This window comes from Streptomyces sp. NPDC051909, from assembly GCF_040681095.1.
Classification (GTDB): domain Bacteria; phylum Actinomycetota; class Actinomycetes; order Streptomycetales; family Streptomycetaceae; genus Streptomyces.
Window position 1 is genome coordinate 91,192 of sequence record NZ_JBFAYA010000020.1, and the last position, 21,632, is coordinate 112,823.

17 protein-coding genes and 2 tRNA genes are annotated in these 21,632 nt (G+C 73.8%); 16 read left to right on the plus strand and 3 right to left on the minus strand.

Annotation, left to right across the window (positions count from 1 at the left end):
* The first annotated feature begins 49 nt into the window (after positions 1-49).
* The 3 genes from AB0M18_RS27855 (at position 50) to AB0M18_RS27865 (ending at position 3,572) form a co-directional block, all read left to right on the plus strand.
* A complete protein-coding gene (locus AB0M18_RS27855) occupies positions 50-976 on the plus strand; it encodes a DUF1906 domain-containing protein (RefSeq protein ID WP_365762666.1) in 927 nt (308 codons plus the stop codon).
* Positions 977-1,167: 191 nt separating this feature from the next.
* The gene (locus tag AB0M18_RS27860) at positions 1,168-1,752 is read left to right on the plus strand and encodes a SigE family RNA polymerase sigma factor (protein WP_365762667.1); all 585 of its coding nucleotides are present in this window, start codon (positions 1,168-1,170) and stop codon (positions 1,750-1,752) included.
* A gap of 167 nt (positions 1,753-1,919) precedes the next feature.
* Positions 1,920-3,572 carry a long-chain fatty acid--CoA ligase gene (locus tag AB0M18_RS27865; protein WP_365762669.1) on the plus strand — a complete coding sequence of 551 codons (1,653 nt, stop codon included), beginning with the start codon at positions 1,920-1,922 and terminating at the stop codon, positions 3,570-3,572.
* 51 nt (positions 3,573-3,623) lie between these two features.
* Here the strand turns inward: AB0M18_RS27865 and AB0M18_RS27870 are convergent, their stop codons facing one another.
* Entirely contained in the window at positions 3,624-7,448 is a 3,825-nt protein-coding gene (locus AB0M18_RS27870; protein ID WP_365762671.1) for a PAS domain-containing protein, read from the minus strand.
* A 204-nt stretch (positions 7,449-7,652) separates the two neighbouring features.
* Positions 7,653-8,108 (minus strand): SSI family serine proteinase inhibitor, encoded by a 456-nt coding sequence (locus AB0M18_RS27875; protein WP_365762673.1) that lies wholly within the window; start codon positions 8,106-8,108, stop codon positions 7,653-7,655.
* Positions 8,109-8,363: 255 nt separating this feature from the next.
* Between AB0M18_RS27875 and AB0M18_RS27880 the strand changes: the two genes are divergently transcribed.
* The 3 genes from AB0M18_RS27880 to AB0M18_RS27890 all read left to right on the plus strand — a co-directional run bounded on the left by AB0M18_RS27880 (position 8,364) and on the right by AB0M18_RS27890 (position 9,568).
* Positions 8,364-8,454, plus strand: a tRNA-Ser gene (locus AB0M18_RS27880).
* A 279-nt stretch (positions 8,455-8,733) separates the two neighbouring features.
* A tRNA-Arg gene (locus tag AB0M18_RS27885) sits at positions 8,734-8,806 on the plus strand.
* 504 nt (positions 8,807-9,310) lie between these two features.
* Positions 9,311-9,568: a hypothetical protein gene (locus AB0M18_RS27890; protein ID WP_365762675.1), complete on the plus strand. Its 258-nt coding sequence runs from the start codon at positions 9,311-9,313 to the stop codon at positions 9,566-9,568.
* A gap of 17 nt (positions 9,569-9,585) precedes the next feature.
* Here the strand turns inward: AB0M18_RS27890 and AB0M18_RS27895 are convergent, their stop codons facing one another.
* On the minus strand, positions 9,586-9,969 hold the full coding sequence (locus tag AB0M18_RS27895; RefSeq protein WP_365762677.1) for a hypothetical protein: 384 nt from the start codon (positions 9,967-9,969) through the stop codon (positions 9,586-9,588).
* Positions 9,970-10,055: 86 nt separating this feature from the next.
* Between AB0M18_RS27895 and AB0M18_RS27900 the strand changes: the two genes are divergently transcribed.
* The 10 genes from AB0M18_RS27900 (at position 10,056) to AB0M18_RS27945 (ending at position 21,618) form a co-directional block, all read left to right on the plus strand.
* Entirely contained in the window at positions 10,056-10,670 is a 615-nt protein-coding gene (locus AB0M18_RS27900; protein ID WP_365762679.1) for a histone deacetylase, read from the plus strand.
* A 200-nt stretch (positions 10,671-10,870) separates the two neighbouring features.
* The gene (locus AB0M18_RS27905) at positions 10,871-11,734 is read left to right on the plus strand and encodes a Bro-N domain-containing protein (protein WP_365762681.1); all 864 of its coding nucleotides are present in this window, start codon (positions 10,871-10,873) and stop codon (positions 11,732-11,734) included.
* A 60-nt stretch (positions 11,735-11,794) separates the two neighbouring features.
* A complete protein-coding gene (locus AB0M18_RS27910; RefSeq protein WP_365762683.1) occupies positions 11,795-12,685 on the plus strand; it encodes a DUF2797 domain-containing protein in 891 nt (296 codons plus the stop codon).
* Positions 12,686-12,887: 202 nt separating this feature from the next.
* Entirely contained in the window at positions 12,888-13,223 is a 336-nt protein-coding gene (locus AB0M18_RS27915) for an antibiotic biosynthesis monooxygenase (RefSeq protein WP_365762685.1), read from the plus strand.
* Complete coding sequence (locus tag AB0M18_RS27920) at positions 13,204-14,097, plus strand: amidohydrolase family protein (RefSeq protein WP_365762687.1); 894 nt, start codon at positions 13,204-13,206, stop codon at positions 14,095-14,097. Before AB0M18_RS27915 ends, AB0M18_RS27920 begins: the two co-directional genes overlap by 20 nt.
* Before the next feature lie 121 nt (positions 14,098-14,218).
* Complete coding sequence (locus AB0M18_RS27925) at positions 14,219-14,956, plus strand: response regulator transcription factor (RefSeq protein WP_365762689.1); 738 nt, start codon at positions 14,219-14,221, stop codon at positions 14,954-14,956.
* A 10-nt stretch (positions 14,957-14,966) separates the two neighbouring features.
* On the plus strand, positions 14,967-16,517 hold the full coding sequence (locus AB0M18_RS27930) for an ATP-binding protein (protein WP_365762691.1): 1,551 nt from the start codon (positions 14,967-14,969) through the stop codon (positions 16,515-16,517).
* Between the two features lie 116 nt (positions 16,518-16,633).
* Positions 16,634-17,893 carry a bifunctional glycosyltransferase family 2/GtrA family protein gene (locus AB0M18_RS27935; protein ID WP_365762693.1) on the plus strand — a complete coding sequence of 420 codons (1,260 nt, stop codon included), beginning with the start codon at positions 16,634-16,636 and terminating at the stop codon, positions 17,891-17,893.
* Entirely contained in the window at positions 17,890-19,992 is a 2,103-nt protein-coding gene (locus AB0M18_RS27940) for a glycosyltransferase family 39 protein (protein ID WP_365762695.1), read from the plus strand. Before AB0M18_RS27935 ends, AB0M18_RS27940 begins: the two co-directional genes overlap by 4 nt.
* A gap of 78 nt (positions 19,993-20,070) precedes the next feature.
* Positions 20,071-21,618 (plus strand): MFS transporter, encoded by a 1,548-nt coding sequence (locus AB0M18_RS27945; RefSeq protein ID WP_365762697.1) that lies wholly within the window; start codon positions 20,071-20,073, stop codon positions 21,616-21,618.
* Positions 21,619-21,632: the final 14 nt, after the last annotated feature.

Here is a 21,632-nt window from a genome sequence, read left to right on the forward strand (position 1 = left end):
CACGGCGTCAGCGGTGGCCGGTCGGGCCGGGGCGATCTTCACTCGCGCCATGAGCAACACCTCGCCCCGGGCGGACCTTCGCACCCGGATCCGCCCCCGCCGGCCGCGCCGTGCCCTCCGTACCACCGCCATGGCCCTCGTCGCGGCCGCCGCCCTCCTGACCGCGCCCGCCCACGGGAGCCCGCCCGCCCAAGGGAGCCCGCCCGCGCACGGGACCGCGGCGCGAGAGGGGACCCCCGGGGCTCCCGCCGCCGCGCCCCGCTACTTCACCGGCCGGGCCTTCGACACCTGCGAGGCGCCGTCCCTCGCCGTGATGCGGGCCTGGCGCTCCTCCCCGTACCGTGCCGTCGGCGTGTACTTCGGGGGCCGCGGCCGGGGCTGCCGCGCCCAGCGGGAGCTGAACCGGGGGTGGGTCGCCGCCGTGCACGCGCAGGGCTGGCGGATGCTGCCGCTGTTCGTCGGCTCGCAGCCGCCGTGCGTGCTCGCCGAGGCCAAGCGGCGTTACGCGATCGGGCGCAGCCCCTGGCTCCAGGGCACCCGGGAGGGCGCGGAGGCGGTGCGGGCGGCCCGGGGCGTCGGCTTCGCGGCCGGCAGCCCGCTCTACCTGGACATCGAGGCGTACCGCGCGGGCGACGCCCGCTGCGCCGCGACGACCGTGCGGTTCGTCCGGGCGTGGAACCGCGAGGTGCGGCGGCTCGGCTATCTGCCCGGCTTCTACAGCAGCGCCGAGACCGGCATCCGGCAGATGGAGCGGGAGCGTGCGGCGGGCACGAAGGACCTGCCGGCGGCCGTCTGGTTCGCGCGCTGGCGGGTCCCGCCCGCGCTGGACACCGAGCGCACCCTCCACCCGCGGGCCTGGCGCCCGCACGGCCGCATCCACCAGTACGCCGGCAACGTCACCGAGACGTACGGCGGGCGGCGGATGCGCGTCGACCGCAGCGTCGTGGACGCACCGGTCGCCCGCGTGGCCCGCTGAGAACCCCCCACCCAGCCCCCTACCCGGCCCCTTACCCGGACCCCCACCCGGCCCCGGGGGACCCTGACACCGCGTCCCCGGGGCTCCACCCTCAGGAGGTCCAGCCATCCCCACCCCTACAACCTGAGGGGGAGTGCGGTTCGGGACCTGGGGCCGATCCCCGGACGGGGGCCCGCTCATAGCGTGGAAGCATGACTCCGCCGCCTTCCGGCCCCGTCTGCGCCGGCGCCTCCACGGCCGCCGGCCGCCGGGCCGCCACCGGACCCGCGCCGTTCGCCGCGTACCCGTCGTTCACCTCGTACGTACGGGCCCGCGGCCCCGTCCTCCTGCGCACGGCGCGCTCGCTGACCGCGAGCCACTCGGACGCCGAGGACCTGCTGCAGACCGCGCTCGCCAAGACCTTCGTGGCCTGGGAGCGCATCGAGGACCACCGGGCCCTGGACGGTTACGTCCGCCGCGCGCTGCTGAACACCCGTACCTCGCAGTGGCGCAAGCGCAAGGTCGACGAGTACGCGTGCGGCGACGAGCTGCCGGAGCCGGCCGGGCTGCCGGAGGGCGACCCGGCGGAGCGGCAGGTGCTGCACGACGCGATGTGGCGGGCGGTGATGAAGCTGCCGGACCGCCAGCGGGCGATGGTCGTCCTCAGGTACTACGAGGACCTGAGCGAGGCGCAGACCGCCGAGGTGCTCGGGGTCTCGGTCGGGACGGTCAAGAGCGCCGTCTCGCGGGCGCTCGGCAAACTCCGGGAGGACCCGGAACTCTCCCCCGTACGGTGACCCGGATCACCTTGCCACGTCCGTCCCGGTGGGCAGGGGTGGAGTTACCCTCAGTTACGCCAGTAATCACTGGCGATTTCAGTACTCTCGGGTAGTGACATACCGCGCGGTACGGGCGCAGAATCTGGGCACCACTTTTGCCACGTAGCGCCCACCGGGAGGACGCCGTGCTGAGCACCATGCAGGACGTACCGCTGACCGTGACCCGCATCCTGGAACACGGGACGAGGATCCACGGGAAGTCCGTCATCACCACCTGGACCGGGGAGGCGGAGCCGCAGCGCCGCACCTTCGCCGAGACGGGCGCCCGCGTCGGACAGCTGGCGAACGCCCTGCGCGACGAACTCGGCGTGACCGCCGACGAGCGGGTCGCCACCCTCATGTGGAACAACGCCGAGCACGTCGAGGCGTACTTCGCGATCCCCGCCATGGGCGCGATCGTCCACACCCTCAACCTGCGCCTGCCCGCCGAGCAGCTGGCCTGGATCGTCAACCACGCCGCCGACCGCGTCGTCATCGTCAACGGCTCCCTGCTGCCGCTCCTCGCGCCGCTGCTGCCGCACCTGCCGACCATCGAGCACGTGGTCGTCGCCGGCCCCGGCGACCGCTCCGTCCTCGACGGCGTCACGCCGCGCGTGCACGACTACGAGGAGCTCATCGCCGGACGCCCGACCACGTACGACTGGCCCGAGCTCGACGAGCGCAGCGCCGCGGCCATGTGCTACACCTCCGGCACCACCGGCGACCCCAAGGGCGTCGTCTACTCCCACCGCTCCATCTACCTGCACTCCATGCAGGTCAACATGACGGAGTCGATGGGCCTCAACGACAAGGACACGACCCTGGTCGTGGTCCCGCAGTTCCACGTGCTGGCCTGGGGGCTGCCGCACGCCACCTTCATGACCGGCATCAACATGCTGATGCCGGACCGCTTCCTCCAGCCGGCCCCGCTCGCCGAGATGATCGAGCGCGAGAAGCCGACCCACGCCGCCGCCGTCCCCACCATCTGGCAGGGCCTGCTCGCCGAGGTCACCGCCAACCCCCGCGACATCAGCTCGATGTCCCAGGTCACCATCGGCGGCGCCGCCTGTCCGCCCTCCCTCATGGAGGCGTACGACAAGCTGGGCGTCCGCCTCTGTCACGCCTGGGGCATGACCGAGACCTCCCCGCTCGGCACCATGGCCCACCCGCCGGCCGGGCTCACCCCGGAGGAGGAGTGGCCCTACCGCGTCACCCAGGGCCGCTTCCCGGCCGGCGTCGAGGCCCGCCTGGTCGGCCCCGGCGGCGAGATCCTGCCCTGGGACGGCGAGTCGGCGGGCGAGCTGGAGGTCCGCGGCAACTGGATCGCCGGCGCCTACTACGGCGGCGCGGACGGCGAGCCCTTCCGCCCCGACGACAAGTTCAGCGCGGACGGCTGGCTCAAGACCGGCGACGTCGGCGTCATCAGCACCGACGGCTTCCTCACCCTCACCGACCGCGCCAAGGACGTCATCAAGTCCGGCGGCGAGTGGATCTCCTCCGTCGACCTGGAGAACGCCCTCATGGGCCACCCGGCCGTCGCCGAGGCCGCCGTCGTCGCCGTCCCCGACGAGAAGTGGGGCGAGCGCCCGCTCGCGACCGTCGTCCTCAAGGAGGGCACGAGCGCCGACTACGAGGAGCTGAAGGCCTTCCTCGCCACCGAGGGCGGCATCGCCAAGTGGCAGCTCCCGGAGCGCTGGGCGATCGTGCCGGCCGTCCCGAAGACGAGCGTCGGCAAGTTCGACAAGAAGGTGATCCGGAAGCAGTACGCGGACGGCGACCTGGACGTCACGCAGCTGTAGCAGGTACGGACACCACGGCGGCGATCGGCATCAACCGGCCCGGCTCAAGGGCTAGTTGGTGCCGATCTTCGCGAGCAGGTCCACGATCCGGGCCTGCACCTCGTCGCTCGTCGAGCGCTCGGCGAGGAACAGCACCGTCTCGCCCGAGGACAGCTTCGGCAGCTCGGCCTCGTCGAGGTCGGTCGAGGTGTAGACGACCAGCGGCGTGCGGTTCAACTGCCCGTTCGCGCGCAGCCAGTCGATGATTCCGGCCCGGCGGCGGCGCACTTGCATGAGGTCCATCACCACCAGGTTCGGACGCGTCTGCTGGGCCAGCGCGACCGCCTCGGTGTCGGTCGCCGCCCGCGCCACCTGCATCCCGCGCCGCTCCAGCGTCGCCGCGAGCGCCTGCGCGATGTCCTCGTGCTCCTCGATGACCAGGACACGGGACGGGTGCTGCTCGCTGTCCCGGGGCGCCAGCGCCTTGAGCAGGACGGCCGGATCGGCGCCGTACGCCGCCTCCCGGGTCGCCTGTCCGAGTCCGGCCGCGAGCAGCACGGGCACCTCGGCCGCCACGGCGGCCTGCCGCAGCGACTGGAGCGCGGTCCGGGTGATCGGCCCGGTCAGCGGGTCGACGAAGAGCGCGGCCGGGAAGGCGGCGATCTGCGCGTCGACCTCCTCGCGGGAGTGCACGATCACCGGCCGGTAGCCGCGGTCGCTCAGCGCCTGCTGCGTGGACACGTCCGGCGCGGGCCAGACGAGCAGCCGGCGCGGGTTGTCCAGCGGCTCCGGGGGCAGTTCGTCGTCGACCGGCTGCGGCAGCGGCTGGTTCGACACCTCCACCGCGCCTCCCGGCCCGTCCAGCGGCTCCGGTCCCTCCGCCGAGCCCTCGGCGGGCGCCTCTATGGCGTACGCACGGCCCTCGGACGCCGGGGCGGGTGCGGGAGCCGGTACGGGCACGGGCACCGGCACAGGAGAGGGCAGGGGCGGCTCCACCGGCGGGTGGGCCTTCGCGGGCGCCGTCGCCTCCTCGGGTGCGGGCGCGGGCTGTCGGCCCTCCGCCGCCGGGTTGCCGAGCTTCCGCCGCCGGCCGGAGGGCGTGGCGGGGGCGGCCGGTGTGGCCGGTGTGGCCGCGGGCAGCGGGGCGGCGGGCGTTGGCGTGGCGGACTTCGGCATGGCGGGTGCCGGCATGGCGGACGCCGGCTTCGCGGGCTGGACGAAGGGCACGCCCTGGCCGAGCGTCCGCACGCTGAACGCACGTCCCTGCGTCCCGCCGTCCCGCGCCGCGGGAGCCGCGGGTACCTCGGGCGGCAGCGGTACGGAGCCGGTGCCGGTCGCGGTGGGCAGGGGGTGCGGCTGCGGCGGGGTGTGGTCGTCCTCCGGGAGCGTCCGTACGGCCTCGTGCGCGTCCTCGTGTACGGCCACGGGGGCGCCGGCCTCGCGGCTGCCGGTCTCGTGCGGTTCGGCGCGGTCGGCCTCGGCGGGCGGCAGCGCGAACGGCGTGCGCGGTCCGGCCTCGGCCGCCGCGGCCCGCTCCTGCGCGGCCGCGAGCGCCCGGCGGCGCCGGCCGGTGGGCTGCGGGCTGCCCTGGGGGGTGCCCTGCGGGGTCGGCTGTTCGGCCCCGGGTGCCTCCTGCGGCGCGGACGCGACGGCGGGCAGCGCGAGGGCGGCGGGGGCGTAGGTGACCGGGGCCTGGGTGACCGGGGCCTGGGCGGCGGGGGCCTCCACCGGGACGCCCTGCGGCGGCACGGTGTCGCCGAGTGCCGGACGGCCCTGCGCGCTCTCGGCGGCGGTCAGGACCGCGCCCTCGGCGGGCCGGCCGCGCCGCCGGCCGGTGCCGGAGGCGGCAGCGGCGGCCGGCTCCGGGACGGGGGCGCTCTGCGCGGGGATCAGCTCGGCCGGGGTGCCGGTGGCGGGGGTGTCGCCGGCGCGGCCCCGGCGGCGGCCGGTCGGCTGCGGCACCGGCGCGCCCTCGGGCGCCATCGGGCTCTCCAGGAACGCGTCCGTGGACGCCCGGCGCGCCCGGCGCCGTCCGCCGCCCTGGGTGTCGGCGGGAGTGTCGGCGGGCGCCAGTTGCGCGGGCAACGCCGGAAGTTCACCGGCGACGGACTGTTCGGTCGCGGACTGTTCGGCGACGGGCTGCTCGGCGACCGGCGGGGCCGATACGGGCCCGGGTACGGGTACAGGCCCGGGTACGGGCTGCTCGACCGCCGGCTCGGCCCTGGTCTCCTCCGGCTCGGCGCGCTCGGACAGGACCGGCGCCTCGGGCACGGTGCCGCGCCCGGCGCCGAGCGGCAGCTCGACGACGTACGCGCCGCCCGCCGTCCCCGGCACCTCGTGGGTCTGCAGCACACCGCCGTGCGCGGCGACGATCCCGCGCACGATCGGCTGGTGGACGGGGTCGCCACCCGCGTACGGGCCGCGGACCTCGATCCGTACGACGTCACCGCGCTGGGCGGCGGCGACCACGATCGTCGAGTCGGCGTAGCCGCCGCCCTGCGGCGGCGCGGCCTTGCTCTTGCCGGTGGCGTCGACCCCGGCCACGTCGGCGACCAGGTGCGCGAGCGCGGTGGTGAGCCGGTTGGTGTCGACCTCGGCCTCGATCGGCGGCGCGTGGACGGCGAACTGCGCCCGCCCGGGGCCGATCAGCTCGACGGCCCCGTCGATGCCGCCGGTGACGATCCCGGAGAGCAGCACGACGTCCTTGTCGAGTGCCTCCGCGCCCGCGTCGAGGCGCTGGAAGCCGAGGACGTTGTCGACGAGGGCGGTCATCCGGCCGTAGCCGGCGAAGAGGTGGTGGAGCAGCTGGTTGGCCTCGGGCCACAGCTGTCCGGCGTCGTCGGCGGCGAGGCTGCCCAGTTCGGCGCGCAGCTCCTCCAGGGGCCCGCGCAGCGACTCGCCGAGGACGGCCGTCAGCTGCTCGTGCCGGGCGGTCAGCGCGGCGACCCGCTCCTTCTGCTCGGCGAGCTCCGTCTCGTACCGCTGCTTCCGCTCGGCCAGCTCCGCCTCGTACCGCTCCTTCTGCTGTTCGCGCTCGGCGGTGAGCCGCTCGGTGAGGTCGGCGAGCTCGGTGGCGTGCGACTCGACGAGCTGCTCGTGCGGCCGGCGGTCGGTGAAGGTCATGACGGCGCCGACGAGCTGGTCCCCGTCCCGTACCGGCGCGGTGGTCAGGTCGACCGGCACCCGGTCGCCGTTCTTCGCCCACAGCACCTGCCCGCGGACCCGGTGCTTGCGGCCCGACTTGAGGGTGTCGGCGAGCGGGGACTCCTCGTACGGGAAGGGCTCGCCGTCCGCGCGCCTGGGGAGGATGAGCGGGTGCAGCTCGGCGCCGCCGAGCTCGCCGGCCCGGTAGCCGAGGATCTGCGCGAAGGCCGGGTTCACGAGTACGACCCGGCCGTCGGTGTCGGTGCCGACGACGCCCTCGGACGCGGCGCGCAGGATCATCTCGGTCTGGCGCTGGGAGCGGGCGAGTTCGGCCTCGGTGTCCACGGTGCCGGTGAGGTCGCGGACGACGAGCATGAGGAGCTCGTCGCCGGTGTAGCCGCTGTACGAGTCGTAGGCCTCGCGCCCGTCCTCCAGGCTGGCGCTGGTCACCTCGACCGGGAACTCGCCGCCGTCGGTGCGCCGGGCCGTCATCCGGGTCGGGCGGGTGCGGCCCCGGTCGTCCGCCGCCTCGGGGCGGCGCATCGAACCGGGGATGAGCCGCGAGTCGAAGTCCGGCAGGAGGTCGAGCAGCCCGCGCCCGACGAGGGCGGTGCCGGGGGTCTCGAACATGCCGAGGGCGATGGTGTTGGCGTTGACGACCGTGCCGTTGCAGTTGACGAGCACGAGGCCGTCGGGGAGGGCGTCGAGTATGGCTGCGAGGCGAGCAGCGCCTCGGGACGGCCTGCTGCTCACGAGACGCTTCCTCCCTGAACCCACTGCCACCGCACTTGCCCGCCCATTTTGCCGTTCGGGCCGCGGCCTGTCACGGAGGGAGTCTAAGGGAGGGCGGGCCTCCGCCTCTGGAGACGGGGTGGAGGTTCGGTGACCCGGTCGTCCCTGACCTGCCGATCCTCGTTCCGGTCGTCTTCCGGTCAACCTTGCTCATCCTCGACCAGGTCATCCCGTCACGCGGGGGAGGACGGGCCGCAGGTTCTCCCAGCGGTCGATCTCGCAGCCGTTGGCGCGGGAGAAGCGGGCGTCGACGCTGCGGCCGTGCCACGTCCCGGTGATGTGGGCGGTGGCCGGTCCGCCGTACTGCTGGGTGCAGATCCCGTCGGCGGGCACGGGCACGAAGGGGTCGTCGCCGGCCTGCGCGAGCTGATCGAGCCGCTTGCAGGCGTTCGCGGCGGCGGGATGCGTCCCCCCGGGCTTGCCGCCGCACTCCAGCCGGAACGTCCCGTCGGCCTCGGCGTGCCCGGTCTTCTCGATGCTCACGGTGAGCGAGTCGGGCCCGGAGAGCAGCGGCAGCGGCGGCAGGGGTCCGAGCCCCCCGAGCCCGGTGAGGCCGGCCATGCCGGTCATGCCGGTCAGGGCGCTGGTGGCGACGGTCGCGAGGAGGAGGGGGCGCAGCATGACGTACTCCCGTGGTGTTCCGTGTGGCGGTGCGTGCCTTGGCGTTTCCCTGACTAACGCTCCGGGCCCCGGCGCGTTGCGCAACGCGGGCTGCGCCGGGCGGGGGGACGGACGCGGCGGACGGGGGCGCGCGAGGTGCGTCGAGGGCTTTGCCCCGGCACCCCGGGTCCGAGTACGGTGATAAGCGATTGGTGGCACACGGCACGTCTGTGTCATCATCTTCCACGCACCACCCGCGCCCGCGCGGGGAGTGAAGGAGGCGTCGCCTAGTCCGGTCTATGGCGCCGCACTGCTAATGCGGTTTGGGCCTTAAAGCCCATCGAGGGTTCAAATCCCTCCGCCTCCGCCCCACCGAAGCCCCGGTCCCCAGGACCGGGGCTTCGTCCGTTCCCGGACCCATCCACCCGTCGGTGTGACCCCGGTCTCTTTTCGCCCCTCCCGGGCCCGCCGACGCCGCCGGGGCGCACGGCGCGGCCCCACCCAGAGGCGGTGATCGTTTGACATTTCCGCAGGTCACAAGGGGTGGACCTAATGGATTTCACATGACGGCGGCAGTCATGTAATGTTCTTCCTGTCGCCGCGAGCGGGCCGAAAGGCCGGGGAGCGGAGGCGGAAAACAAAACAAGCACTCGTAGCTTAACGGATAGAGCATCTGACTACGGATCAGAAGGTTGCAGGTTCGAATCCTGCCGAGTGCACACAGATGAGAGGCCCGGACGAGAGTCCGGGCCTCTTGCGTTGTCGGGGTTCGGTCTCGGCGCGCTCGATAAGGTGCCAGCCTCGAGTGGGACGAGTGGAGGGGGATATCGATGAGGTTCGTATGGCGGCGTGTGGGTGGAATAGCCGTCGGGGTGGGGCTGCTCGTGGGGTGCGGGGCGGCGGGCGAGCCGGGGGCCGTGCCCAGCGCGGCTCCTACTGCGGCTGCGACTGCCACCGTCACCGCTACGGGTACCGCCGCTGAGTTGGTGGACGCGGAGTTGCAGGGGCGGTGGTGGTCGTGGGCCGCTACCGAGCCCGAGCGGACGAATCCCGTGGCCGACTCCGACGGGAAGCTGTGCGACCGGAATCAGCCGCGGGACCTCTGGTTCTTGGCGGGGACGTTCGGTGGGCGGGTGAAGCGGGCCTGTGAGGTGCCCGGGGGCCGGCCGGTCGTTCTTCCTCTCGTCAACAGCACCGGCAGCGTGGCGGATTGCGCGGAGTTCATGAAGGGGGCCAAGGGGACCGCGACCCTGGACGGGCGAGCCGTCGAGCCGGAGCGCCGGGTCGACGACTCCATCCGCATACGCGGCGCCCGCGGCAACGCCGTCACAGGGGAGGCGGGGCGCCTGCGGACGACGGGGTGCGGGCTCTGGGTGCGGCTGGCGCCGCTCGCTCCCGGCACGCACACGCTCGTCATCCGCGGCGAGGTACCGGGGTTCTCGACCGGCGTCGACTACGAGCTGACCGTCCCGGCGGCCTGACAGGGCCGAAGCGTGGGTCAGGCGGCGAGCAGGGGGACGAAGCCGCCGCGGGTCGTGGGGAAGTCGGGGAGGGCGGGGAGGTCGGTGGGGAGGGGGAGTTCCGGGGTGGAGAGGACGATGGCGCCGCCCGCGCGCTCCGCGTCCGCGCACCAGTCGGCCAGGGTGCCCTCGCCGACGACCGGGGCCACGAAGGACGGGATCATCACGCCGTGCTCGCCCGGGCCGTCCACCACGCAGAGGGTGAGGCGCGGGACGAGGCCCCAGCCGGACAGGGCCAGCGGCTGGGTCAGGGGCGCGGGCGGCGCGTAGGGCGGGAGCGCGTCGTGGAGCGGGGAGTCCGCGAGGACCAGGACCGGGACCGTGGCGCGGACGAAGAGCGTGGACTCGGGGGGCTGCAGCATGGGGCCACCCTCTCAGGGCGCATCAGCGGCGCGCCGGGCGCCCGTACCGTCCGCGGCGGAACTGTCGGCGCCGGTAACGTCCGGGGATGGACGTCTGGTACGCCGCCTACGGGTCCAACATGCACCGGGAACGGCTCGGGCGGTATCTCGCCGTGTGCCGCGACCGCACCGAGCCGCGCGTCTCGCGCGCCGTCGAGCTCGGCGGGGTGCTGTACTTCGCCACCGAGTCCGCCGTGTGGGGCGGTGGGCGCGGCTTTCACGATCCCGACAGCGACGGGCGCACGTTCGCCCGCGCGCATCTCATCAGCGCCGGGCAGTTCTCGGACATCGCCGCCCTGGAGATGTACCGCGAACCCGGGCCCGGCACCGAACTCGACCTCGCCGAGGCCGTCGCGCGCGGGCGCCTCGCCTTCGGGCCGGGGCGGTACGAGACGGTGGTGTACGCCGGTGAGCTCGACGGGCTGCCGCTGCTCACCTTCACCGCGCCCTGGGCCGTCGCCGACGTCGAGCTGCGCGCGCCCTCGGAGCCGTATCTGCGTCATCTCGCCGCCGGACTCCGCGAGTCGGGCGCATGGACCGACCACGAGATCGCCCGCTACCTCGCCGACAGCCCCGGCGCCGCCGGGACCTGGACCGAGACGGAGGTCCTGGGCCTTCTCCCGGCAGAGGCTTCGGAGGGCTGGGATTCGTCGAACCAGTAGAACCAGTCGAACCAGTAGAGGGGCCTCGAACGACCGAATCGCCACCCCCGTCACAGGCGGCCCGACTACCCCGAAACACCCCACCCACACCCACCTCACCCCCGAAGCGGGCTTTTCCCACACCTTCGGGTGAACCGGGCTGATTTCCATGTCAGTTGAATATGCCCTCGGCTTAGCGTGCAGGTGGAGGTGACGCCAAGATGAACGCCATCGACGCCATCGACATCGACGACTTCGTGTACGCCGCCACGGGGGCGCGGCTGCGCAGGCTCACACTGCCGGACGGCACGCACTGGTTTCCGGCCGTGGACGCGGCCCGGCAGCTCGGGTACGGGAGCGCGCGGCAGGCGCTGCGCGCGCATGTCGGGGACGCGTTGCACACCACGATCGACGAGCTGCCGATCGAGTTGTCGAGCAACCGCGGGCTGCGGAACGGCCTGCGGAAGTCCACGCGGATGGTGTGTCTGGAAGGACTCGTGCAGCTGGTGAACGCCTCCGGACGGGCGGCCGCCGGGCCGTTCCGGGCCTGGGTCGCCGACCTGGTCGTCGGCGTGCAGCGGGACGGATCGTACGGGCTCGACCCCGCCCCCGCGGCCGACGGGTTCGTCCTCCCGCAGCCGCTCCTCGACGTGCTCGTCCGCCTGGAGGAGGCCGCCCTGCGGCCCGACGCCGAGTGGGGCGAGCTGCTGCGCGAGGCCGGGCAGGACCTGCACCGGCTCGCCGAGTCACTGGACCGGCTCTCCCTCCCCGTCCAGCGCACCGGCCCGGACCCCGGGCCCGGCGCGGAGGCGACGGCCCCGGTCGCCCGCACCCCGCAGGAGCTGCTCGACTCCTGGTGCGCGCGGAACGCCGTCGTCGGCGCCGACGTGCACGCCGTCGCCGCCTACCTCGCCCCCGCCCTCGTCCGCGGCGGGGTCCGCTACCGCCTGGAGGAGGTGGCCCGCCGCACCGGGCTCACCGCCGAGCGGGTCCGCGACTGCGTCCGCACCCTCGTCGAGCGCGGCTGCATGCGGCACGCCGGCGGCGCCGGCACGGACGGCGGGCTGCTCTACGCCCTGCCCTGAGCCGGCCGCACGGTACCGGTCCGGTCTCCGGCTGTCAGTGGGGCGTACGACACTGGGGGCATGGTGTGGCGAAGTGGCGGCGTCTCCTGGCAGGGCGGCGCGCCCCGGCTCCGCTGGGCGGGGGCCGGCGGGCGCGTCAGCGCGCTGTCGTACGGGCGCGAGCTCGGCTTCCGGGCCGTCGGCGGCGCGCGGCGCTGCTCCGGCGCGCGCGGCAACCCCTGCCCCCTGGCCGCCGCCGTGCCCGCGCGCAGCACGGGCGGGCGGTGCGCGGAGTGCGCGCGGCTCGACCGGGCGCACTCGGTGGCCGCCGACACGATCGCCGACGACCCCCGGCCGTACCGCGTGTACCTCGCCTGGTTCGGGCCCGGGATGGTGAAGGTCGGCATCACGGGCGAGGAGCGCGGCTCCGCCCGCCTGCTCGAACAGGGCGCCGTCGCCTTCGCCTGGCTCGGCCGCGGTCCGCTGATGGCCGCCCGCCGGACCGAGGAGGTGCTGCGGCACGCCCTCGCGGTCCCCGACCGCATCCCGTACGCCCGGAAGCGCGCCGTGCGGTACGCGCTGCCGCCCGCCGAAGAGCGCGCCCGCGAGCTCACCGAGCTGTACAGGCAGGCCGCCGGCGTGCCCGCCTGGGCCGAGACCCTCCAGGCGCTGCCCTGCCAGGTACACGACCACGCCGAAGCCTTCGCCCTCCACGCTCTGGCGTCCGCACCGCCCGGCCGGGTCGTCACCGAACTCGTCGCCGACGGCGTCATCGCCGGCCGGCTCACGGCCGCCGCCGGGCCCGATCTGCACCTCCTCGACGCCGACGCCCGGCCCCTCGTCCTCGACACCCGGCTGCTCACGGGCTGGGAGCTCGTCGCCGCGCCCGCCGGGCACCCGGTGACCGTGCCCACCGCCGAGGCCCCCGCCCCGACCTGCGAGGACGCCGACGCCCAGGCCCCCCTCTTCTGACGGGAAGCCGACCGGACAGGCCCCAAGCTCCGAACCCCGAGCTCCGAACCGCGAGTTCCGAACCCCGAGCTCTGAACCCCGAGCTCCGAACCCCGAGCTCCGAACCCCAAGCTCCGAACCCCAAGCTCCGAACCGTAAAGTCTTGGATCCCTTCGGGCGTGATCCATGGACAGCCCAGGTCGTGCCCCCGCAGGGTGATCACATGACCCCGAACCTCGTGGGCGGCCTCGAACCGCCCTACTACACCGCTGTCTTCACCTCGATCCGGCCCGACGCACCCGAGGGCTACGCCGAGACCTCGGCCCGGATGCAGGAGCTCGTCCAGGACATCCCCGGCTTCCTCGGTTACGAGTCCGCCCGCACACCCGGCGGCATCGGCATCACCGTGGCGTACTTCCGCGACCTGGACGGGCTCGCCGCGTGGCAGCACCACCCCGAGCACATGGCCGCCAAGCGGCACGGGCGCGAGCACTGGTACGACAGCTACCGCGTGCACATCGGGAAGGTCGAGCGGACCTATGGCTTCGAGCGAGGCTGAACGCATCCGGGGCTTCGCGGCCCGCCTCGGACTGCCCGGGCTCGTCGACGTCCACACCCACTTCATGCCGCGCAACGTCCTCGACAAGGTGTGGGCCTACTTCGACTCCGCCGGGCCGCTGACCGGCCACCCCTGGCCCATCACGTACCGGGAGGAGGAGGGACGACGCGTCGAGCTCCTGCGGGAGTTCGGGGTCCGGGCCTTCACCGCGATGCTCTACCCGCACCGGCCCGGTATGGCCGGCTGGCTCAACGACTGGGCCGCCGACTTCGCCGCCCGCGTTCCCGACTGCCTGCACACCGCGACCTTCTTCCCCGAGCCCGGCGCCGCCGCCGACGTCTCGCGCGCCCTCGACCGCGGCGCCCGGGTCTTCAAGGCGCACGTCCAGGTCGGCGCCTACGACCCCGGCGATCCGCTGCTCGACGGCGTGTGGGGCGCGCTCCAGGACGCCGGCACCCCGGTGGTGATCCACTGCGGCTCCGGGCCGGCCCCTGGGCCGTACACCGGTCCGGGACCGATCGGGCGACTGCTCGCCCGGTATCCGCGGCTTCGGCTCGTCGTCGCGCACATGGGCATGCCGGAGTACGGCGACTTCCTCGACCTCGCCGAGCGGTACGAGCACGTCCACCTCGACACCACCATGGCCTTCACCGACTTCAGCGAGCGCCTCGCGCCCTTCCCGGCGGCGGCGACGGCGCTGAAGCGGCTCGACGGGCTGCGCGAGCGGATCCTGCTCGGCACCGACTTCCCCAACATCCCCTATTCGTACGGGCACCAGCTCGACGCCCTCGAACGGCTCGGGCTCGGCGACGACTGGCTCCGCGCCGTCTGCCACGACAACGGTGCCCGGCTGTTCCGTCTCCCGCCCGGATGACGCCCACGCGGCCCTACGCGGCCCCACGCGGCCCCAGCAGTCCCACGCGGTCCCGGCCTTTCTCAGGGAATTCACAGACAAGGGAAAGGCGGGTCTCACCCGGGCCGGGTTCCGTGATCCCATGACTGCGACCACTGCCCGTTCGCGTACCGAACTGCTGCGGCCCGACGGCTCCGCCGTCCGCGTCCTCGTCGTCGACGACGAGGCCTCGCTCGCCGAACTGCTCTCCATGGCCCTGCGCTACGAGGGCTGGCAGGTGCACAGCGCGGGCGACGGGGCCGGGGCGCTGAGGCGGGCCCGGGAGTTCCGGCCCGACGTCGTCGTGCTCGACATGATGCTGCCCGACATGGACGGCCTGGCCGTCCTCGGGCGGCTGCGGCGCGAGCTGCCCGAGGTGCCGGTGCTCTTCCTGACCGCGAAGGACGCGGTCGAGGACCGGATCGCCGGGCTGACGGCGGGCGGCGACGACTACGTCACCAAGCCGTTCAGCCTGGAGGAGGTCGTGGCCCGGCTCCGCGGCCTCATCCGGCGTTCCGGCGCCGCCGCGGCGCGCGCCGAGTCGCTGCTCACGGTCGGCGACCTCACCCTCGACGAGGACAGCCACGAGGTCACCCGGGACGGCGAATCGATCCATCTCACCGCGACCGAGTTCGAACTGCTCCGCTTCCTGATGCGCAACCCGCGCCGAGTGCTCAGCAAGGCGCAGATCCTGGACCGGGTGTGGTCATACGACTTCGGCGGGCAGGCGAACGTCGTCGAGCTCTACATCTCCTACCTGCGCCGGAAGATCGACGCCGGGCGCAGCCCGATGATCCACACCCGGCGCGGGGCGGGATATCTGATCAAGCCGGGGGAATGAGCCGTGGGGAATGAGCCGTGAGGAACGCGCTGTGAGCGCCCGCCGCCGGCCGTGGTCGCGGCCCCGGTCGCAGCCTCGCCGGCCCTGGTCGCGGCCGTGGTCGCTCCGTACCCGGCTCGTCGTCTCCGCCGTCGCCCTGATCGCCGTCGTCTGCGCCGTCATCGGCACGGTGACGGCGATCGCGTTCCGGTCCTATCTGTACGGCCAGGCGGACACGCGTCTGCAGGAGGTCGCCAACCGGGCCGCCGGGCCGCCGCCGAACTCCGGCGGGCCCTCGCCGGCCGGCTTCGACACGCCCCTCGGCTTCGTCATCGGGCCCGGCGCCCCGCTGGGGACGGTCGGGGCCCGCGTGGTGGACGGCGAGCTGACCTCGGCGGACGTCTCCAAGCCCCCGGAGGACGGGGTGTACGGGCCGAGGTACCGGTCGGAGATGCTCAGCTCCGCCCAGACCGCCGCCCTCGCCTCCGTCCCCCGCGACGGCGACCCGCACACCGTCTCCCTGCCGGGCGGGCTCGGCGACTACCGGGTCCAGTACGCCACCGGCAAGAACGGCGACTACCTCATCGGCATCCCGCTGACCGAGGTCCAGGACGCCCTCTCCACCCTGATCGTCGTCGAGTTGAGCGTGACCGCCGCCGGGCTCGTCGCCGCCTCGATCGCCGGTACGGTGCTCGTACGGGTGGCCCTGACGCCGCTCCGCAGGGTCGCCGTGACCGCCGCGCAGGTGTCCCGACTGCCCCTGCACAGCGGCGAGGTGGCGCTCGACCACCGGGTGCCGGAGGCGCAGGCCGATCCGCGTACCGAGGTCGGGCAGGTCGGCGCGGCCCTCAACCGGATGCTGGACCACGTCCATTCGGCGCTCGACGCGCGGCAGCGCAGCGAGACCCGGGTGCGGCAGTTCGTCGCGGACGCCAGCCACGAGCTGCGCACACCGCTCGCCTCCATCCGGGGGTACGCGGAGCTGACCCGGCGCGGCCGGGAGGAGTGCGGGCCCGACACCCGGCACGCGCTCGGGCGGATCGAGTCCGAGGCGACCCGGATGACGGGCCTGGTGGAGGACCTGCTGCTGCTCGCCCGGCTCGACACCGGACGCCCGCTCTCGTACGAGAGCACCGACCTCTCCCTCCTCGTCGTGGACGCCGTCTCCGACGCCCGCGCGGCCGGCCCCGAGCACCACTGGCGCCTCCGGCTCCCGGAGGGCGACGGCGCGGTGAAGATCTCGGCCGACCCCGCCCGCCTGCACCAGGTGCTCGTCAACCTCCTCGCCAACGCCCGTACCCACACCCCGCCCGGTACGACGGTGACGGCGCGGTTGTACGAGCAGGGTGCCCGTGCGGTCATCGAGGTCGAGGACGACGGGCCCGGCATCCCGCCCGAGCTCCTGCCCTCCGTCTTCGAGCGCTTCGCGCGCGGCGACGCCTCCCGGGCGCGCAGCACCGGCAGTACGGGCCTCGGGCTCGCCATCGTCCGGGCGGTCACCCTCGCCCACGGCGGCGAGGTGACCGTCGACAGTGTGCCCGGCCGCACCCTGTTCGCCGTACGGCTGCCGAAGCAGCGCTGAACTCACGGCCCTGACTCACGGCCCTGACTCACGGCCCTGACCCACAGCCCTGACTCACAGCCCGGCCACAGCCTCACCACACCGCCGTGACAGCGCGCCCGGCGAGCGTCTGTGTCATGCGAACGCTTCCCGCGCGGGAACACCTCCCGGTGGGCGCGGCCGGCCCCCGCCCGCCCGTCCTCGACGTGGTGATTCCCGTCTACAACGAGGAGAAGGACCTGGAGCCGTGCGTGCAGCGGCTCCACGACCACCTCTCCCGCACCTTCCCGTACGCCTTCCGCATCACGGTCGCCGACAACGCGTCCACCGACGCCACCCCCCACGTGGCCCGGGCGCTCGCCGCCCGCCTCCCGGACTCCGTGCGCTCCGTGCGCCTGGAGGAGAAGGGCCGGGGCCGGGCGCTCCGTACCGTCTGGACGGCGTCCGACGCCCCCGTCCTCGCGTACATGGACGTGGACCTGTCCACCGACCTCAACGCGCTGCTTCCGCTGGTCGCCCCGCTGATCTCCGGGCACTCCGACCTCGCGATCGGCTCGCGGCTCAGCCGCTCCTCGCGCGTGGTCCGGGGTCCGAAGCGGGAGTTCGTCTCCCGCGCCTACAACCTGATCCTGCGCGGCTCGCTCGCCGCCCGCTTCTCGGACGCCCAGTGCGGTTTCAAGGCGATCCGGCGGGAGGTGGCCGAGCAGCTCCTGCCGATGGTCGAGGACACGGGGTGGTTCTTCGACACCGAGATGCTGGTGCTCGCCGAGCGGGCCGGGCTGCGGATCCACGAGGTGCCGGTGGACTGGGTCGACGACCCGGACTCGACCGTGCACATCGTCCGCACCGCCACCGACGACCTGAAGGGCGTGTGGCGGGTGGGACGGGCGCTCGCGACCGGTTCGCTGCCGCTCGACCGGCTCGCCCGGCCCTTCGGCGACGACCCGCGCGACCGCGAACTCAGCGGTGTGCCGGGCGGGTTGGCGCGCCAGCTGGTCGGCTTCTGCGTGGTCGGCGCCCTGTCGACGGTGTTCTACCTCGCCCTCTACTCCCTCTTCCGGCTCGGCATCGGCCCCCAACTCGCCAACGCGGCCGCCCTCCTGGTCTCGGCCGTGGCCAACACGGCCGCGAACCGCCGGCTCACCTTCGGCGTACGGGGCCGGGAGCGGGCCGCCCGCCACCAGGCGCAGGGACTGGTCGTCTTCGCCATCGGCCTGGCCCTGACCAGCGGCTCGCTCCTCGCGCTCGGCGCGGCGACCGGCGAGCCCTCCCACTCCACCGAACTCGCCGTGCTGATCGTCGCCAACCTCGCCGCGACCGTCGTGCGCTTCCTCCTCTTCCGCCTCTGGGTCTTTCCGGCCCCGGAGCGTTCCAACGGCACAAGGACCACTCGATGAACTCCCCGAATGCGCTCGTACGGCGCTGGCTGCGCGGGCGGGCCGAGGACGCGCCCTGGGTGCGGCCCGCCTTCCTCGGCCTGCTGCTCGCCACCGCCGCCCTCTACCTCTGGAACCTGAGCGCGAGCGGCTACGCGAACTCCTTCTACTCCGCCGCCGTGCAGGCGGGCGGGGAGAGCTGGAAGGCCTTCTTCTTCGGCTCGCTCGACTCCGCCAACGCCATCACCGTCGACAAGCCGCCGGCCGCGCTGTGGCCGATGGCCCTGTCGGTCCGGCTCTTCGGGCTCGGCTCGTGGCAGATCCTGGTGCCCGAGGTGCTGATGGGCGTGGGCACGGTCGCCGTCCTGTACGCGGCCGTCCGGCGCCGCTTCGGGGCGGGCGCCGGGCTGATCGCGGGCGCGGTCCTGGCCCTCACGCCGGTCGCCGCGCTGATGTTCCGCTTCAACAACCCGGACGCGCTGCTCGCGCTGCTCATGACGGTCGCCGTCTACTGCGTCCTGCGCGCCCTGGAGCTGGACGAGGGCGCGGGGCGATGGCTGGTGTGGGCGGGGGTCGCGCTCGGGTTCGCGTTCCTCGCGAAGACCCTGCAGGCCTTCCTGATCCTGCCGGCGCTCGCCCTGGTGTACGTGGTGTGCGCGCCGGGCGGCCTGGGCCGGCGGCTCGGCCGGCTCGGGCTCGGCGGGCTCGCGCTGCTCGTGTCGGCGGGCTGGTGGGTGGCCCTGGTGGAGCTGTGGCCGAAGTCCTCGCGGCCGTACGTCGGCGGCTCGCAGAACAACAGCTTCCTTGAACTGACCTTCGGCTACAACGGCCTTGGCCGGATCAACGGCGACGAGGTCGGCAGCGTCGGCGGCGGGGGCGCCCGGGGCGGCGGTCAGGGCGGCCGCATGACGACGGAGCTCCCGGGGGGCCTGGAGCTGCCCGGCGGCGCCGGCGGTCCGGGCGGCGGGCGCGGGGCCGGGGGCGGCGGCTGGGGCGAGACGGGCCTCGGCCGGATGTTCGACGAGCAGATCGGCGGCCAGATCTCCTGGCTGCTTCCGGCCGCGCTGATCCTCCTGGTGGCCGGGCTCGTGGTCACCTGGCGGGCGGCGCGCACGGACACGGCGCGCTCGGCGTTCCTGGTGTGGGGTGGCTCGCTGCTGCTGACGACGGGCGTCTTCAGCTTCATGGCGGGCATCTTCCACGAGTACTACACGGTGGCGATGGCCCCGTACATCGCGGCTCTCATCGGGATGGGCGCCGCCGTGCTGTGGGAGGAGCGGGCGCATCCGCTCGCCTCGGCGGCGCTGGCCGGCACGGTCGCGGCGACCGCGGTGTGGGGCTGGGTGCTGCTCGGACGGACGCCGGACTGGCTGCCGTGGCTGCGCTGGGCGGTGCTCGTCGCCGGGTGCGCGGCGGCCCTCGGTCTGCTGCTCGCGGGCCGGCTCGACCGGCGCCTCGGGCTCGCCCTGGCGGGGCTCGGCCTGGCCGCCGGGCTCGCGGGGCCCTTCGCGTACACCGTGGCGACGGTCGCCGAGGGGCATCAGGGTTCGATCGTGACGGCGGGCCCGAGTGGCGCGGCGCGCGGCGGCCCCGGCATGGGGGGCGACGGCCGGATGTTCGTCCTGTACGGGCCGGGGCCGGGGCCGGGCGGCGGCCAGGGGCAGCCTCCTGCGGGCGGCCGGGCGCCGGGTGGGCCCGGCGGCCAGGTGCCGGGCGGTCCGGGCATGGGTCAGGCCCCGACTCGTAACGGCGGGGGACCGGGCGGCATGGGCGGCCTCCTCAACGGCGCGAGCGTCGGCACCGAGGCCAGGCAGAGGCTCCTCGCCGACGCCGACTCCTACACCTGGGTCGCCGCCGCCGTCGGCGCCCAGAACGCGGCCAGTTACCAGCTCGCCACCGAGAAGCCGGTGATGGCGATCGGCGGCTTCAACGGCAGCGATCCGTCGCCGACCCTCGCGCAGTTCAAGCAGTACGTGGCCGAGGGGAAGATCCACTACTTCATCGCGTCCGGCGGCGGTGGCGGATCGCAGATCAGCTCCTGGGTCGAGGAGACCTTCGAGAAGGTCACCGTCGGCAACGCGACGTTCTACGACCTGACCAGCCGGAAGCAGGTGGCTTAAAAAAAATCCCTATACAGCGTAAGAGGGCTCCTTTACGGTGTACGAGTACTCATCCTCGTACACCGTAAAGGAGTGTCCATGACGGCGACGACCGCCGCGAACGACCAGGCCGCCCCCACCGGCGGCCACCCGCAGCGCTGGCTGATCCTCGGCGTCATCTGCCTCGCCCAGCTCACCGTGCTGCTCGACAACACCGTGCTCAGCGTCGCCATCCCCTCGCTGACCTCGGAGCTCCACGCCTCCACCAGCGACATCCAGTGGATGATCAACGCGTACTCGCTCGTGCAGTCCGGTCTGCTGCTCACCGCGGGCAACGCGGCCGACCGCTACGGGCGCAAGAAGATGCTCGCCATCGGCCTCGCGCTGTTCGGCCTCGGCTCGCTCACCGCCGGACTCGCCGACTCCACCGGGCAGTTGATCGCCGCCCGCGCGGGCATGGGCATCGGCGGCGCGCTCCTGATGACCACGACCCTCGCCGTCGTCATGCAGATCTTCGACGACTCGGAGCGGGTCAAGGCCATCGCGCTGTGGGCCACGGTCGGTTCGCTCGGCTTCGCTGCCGGGCCGCTGGTCGGCGGCGCGATCCTCGACCACTTCTGGTGGGGAATGATCTTCCTCGTCAACATCCCGGTGGCCGTGATCGGCCTGGTCGCCGTCCTCAAGTTGGTCCCCGAGTCCAAGAACCCCCAGGGCGACCGGCCCGACATGGTCGGCGCGCTGCTCTCCACCATCGGCATGACCTCCGCCGTGTACGCGATCATCACCGGCCCGGAGCACGGCTGGACGTCCGCTCAGGTGCTCGTCCCGGCCGCGCTCGGCATCGTGGTCCTGGGCGCCTTCGCGCTGTGGGAGCTGCGCGTCCCGTACCCGATGCTCGACATGCACTTCTTCCGCAACCAGAAGTTCGTGGGCGCGGTCGCCGGCGCGATCCTGGTGATGTTCGGCATGGGCGGCTCGCTGTTCCTGCTGACCCAGCACCTGCAGTTCGTGCTCGGGTACGAGCCGCTGGAGGCGGGTCTGCGGATGGCGCCGCTCGCGCTGACCGTCGTCGTCCTCAACCTCTCCGGTGTGGGTCCGCGGATCGTGATGAAGCTCGGCACGCCGCTCACCGTCGCCGTCGGCATGACGCTGGTGGCGGGCGGTCTCACCTCGATCGCCGTGCTCGGCGGCGGCACCGAGGGCACCTACTGGGGCATGCTGCTCGGCCTGGTCCTGATGGGCATCGGCCTCGCGGTCTCCAACCCGGCCATGGCCAACGCGATCATGAGTGCCATCCCGCCGGAGAAGGCCGGTGTCGGCGCCGGGGTGAACGGCACCCTCGCGGAGTTCGGCAACGGCCTCGGCGTCGCCGTCCTCGGCGCGGTCCTCAACGCCCGCTTCGCCGCCCTCGTCACCGTCACCGCGACCTCGCTGCCGGCCGCCCTGGCCGCGGCGGGCAGCGACACCGAGCGCGGGCAGATCTCCGACGCCTTCGCCACCGGCCTGCAGACCAGTCAGCTGGTCGGTGCGATCGCCGTCTTCGCGGGCGGTCTGCTGGCGGCGGCCCTGCTGAAGCGGGCGGAGCGGGCGGAGCGTGCGGAGAAGGGCGCGGAGGAGCAGGCGAAGCCGCACGAGATGGCTGCCTAGCATGGTCACGGACC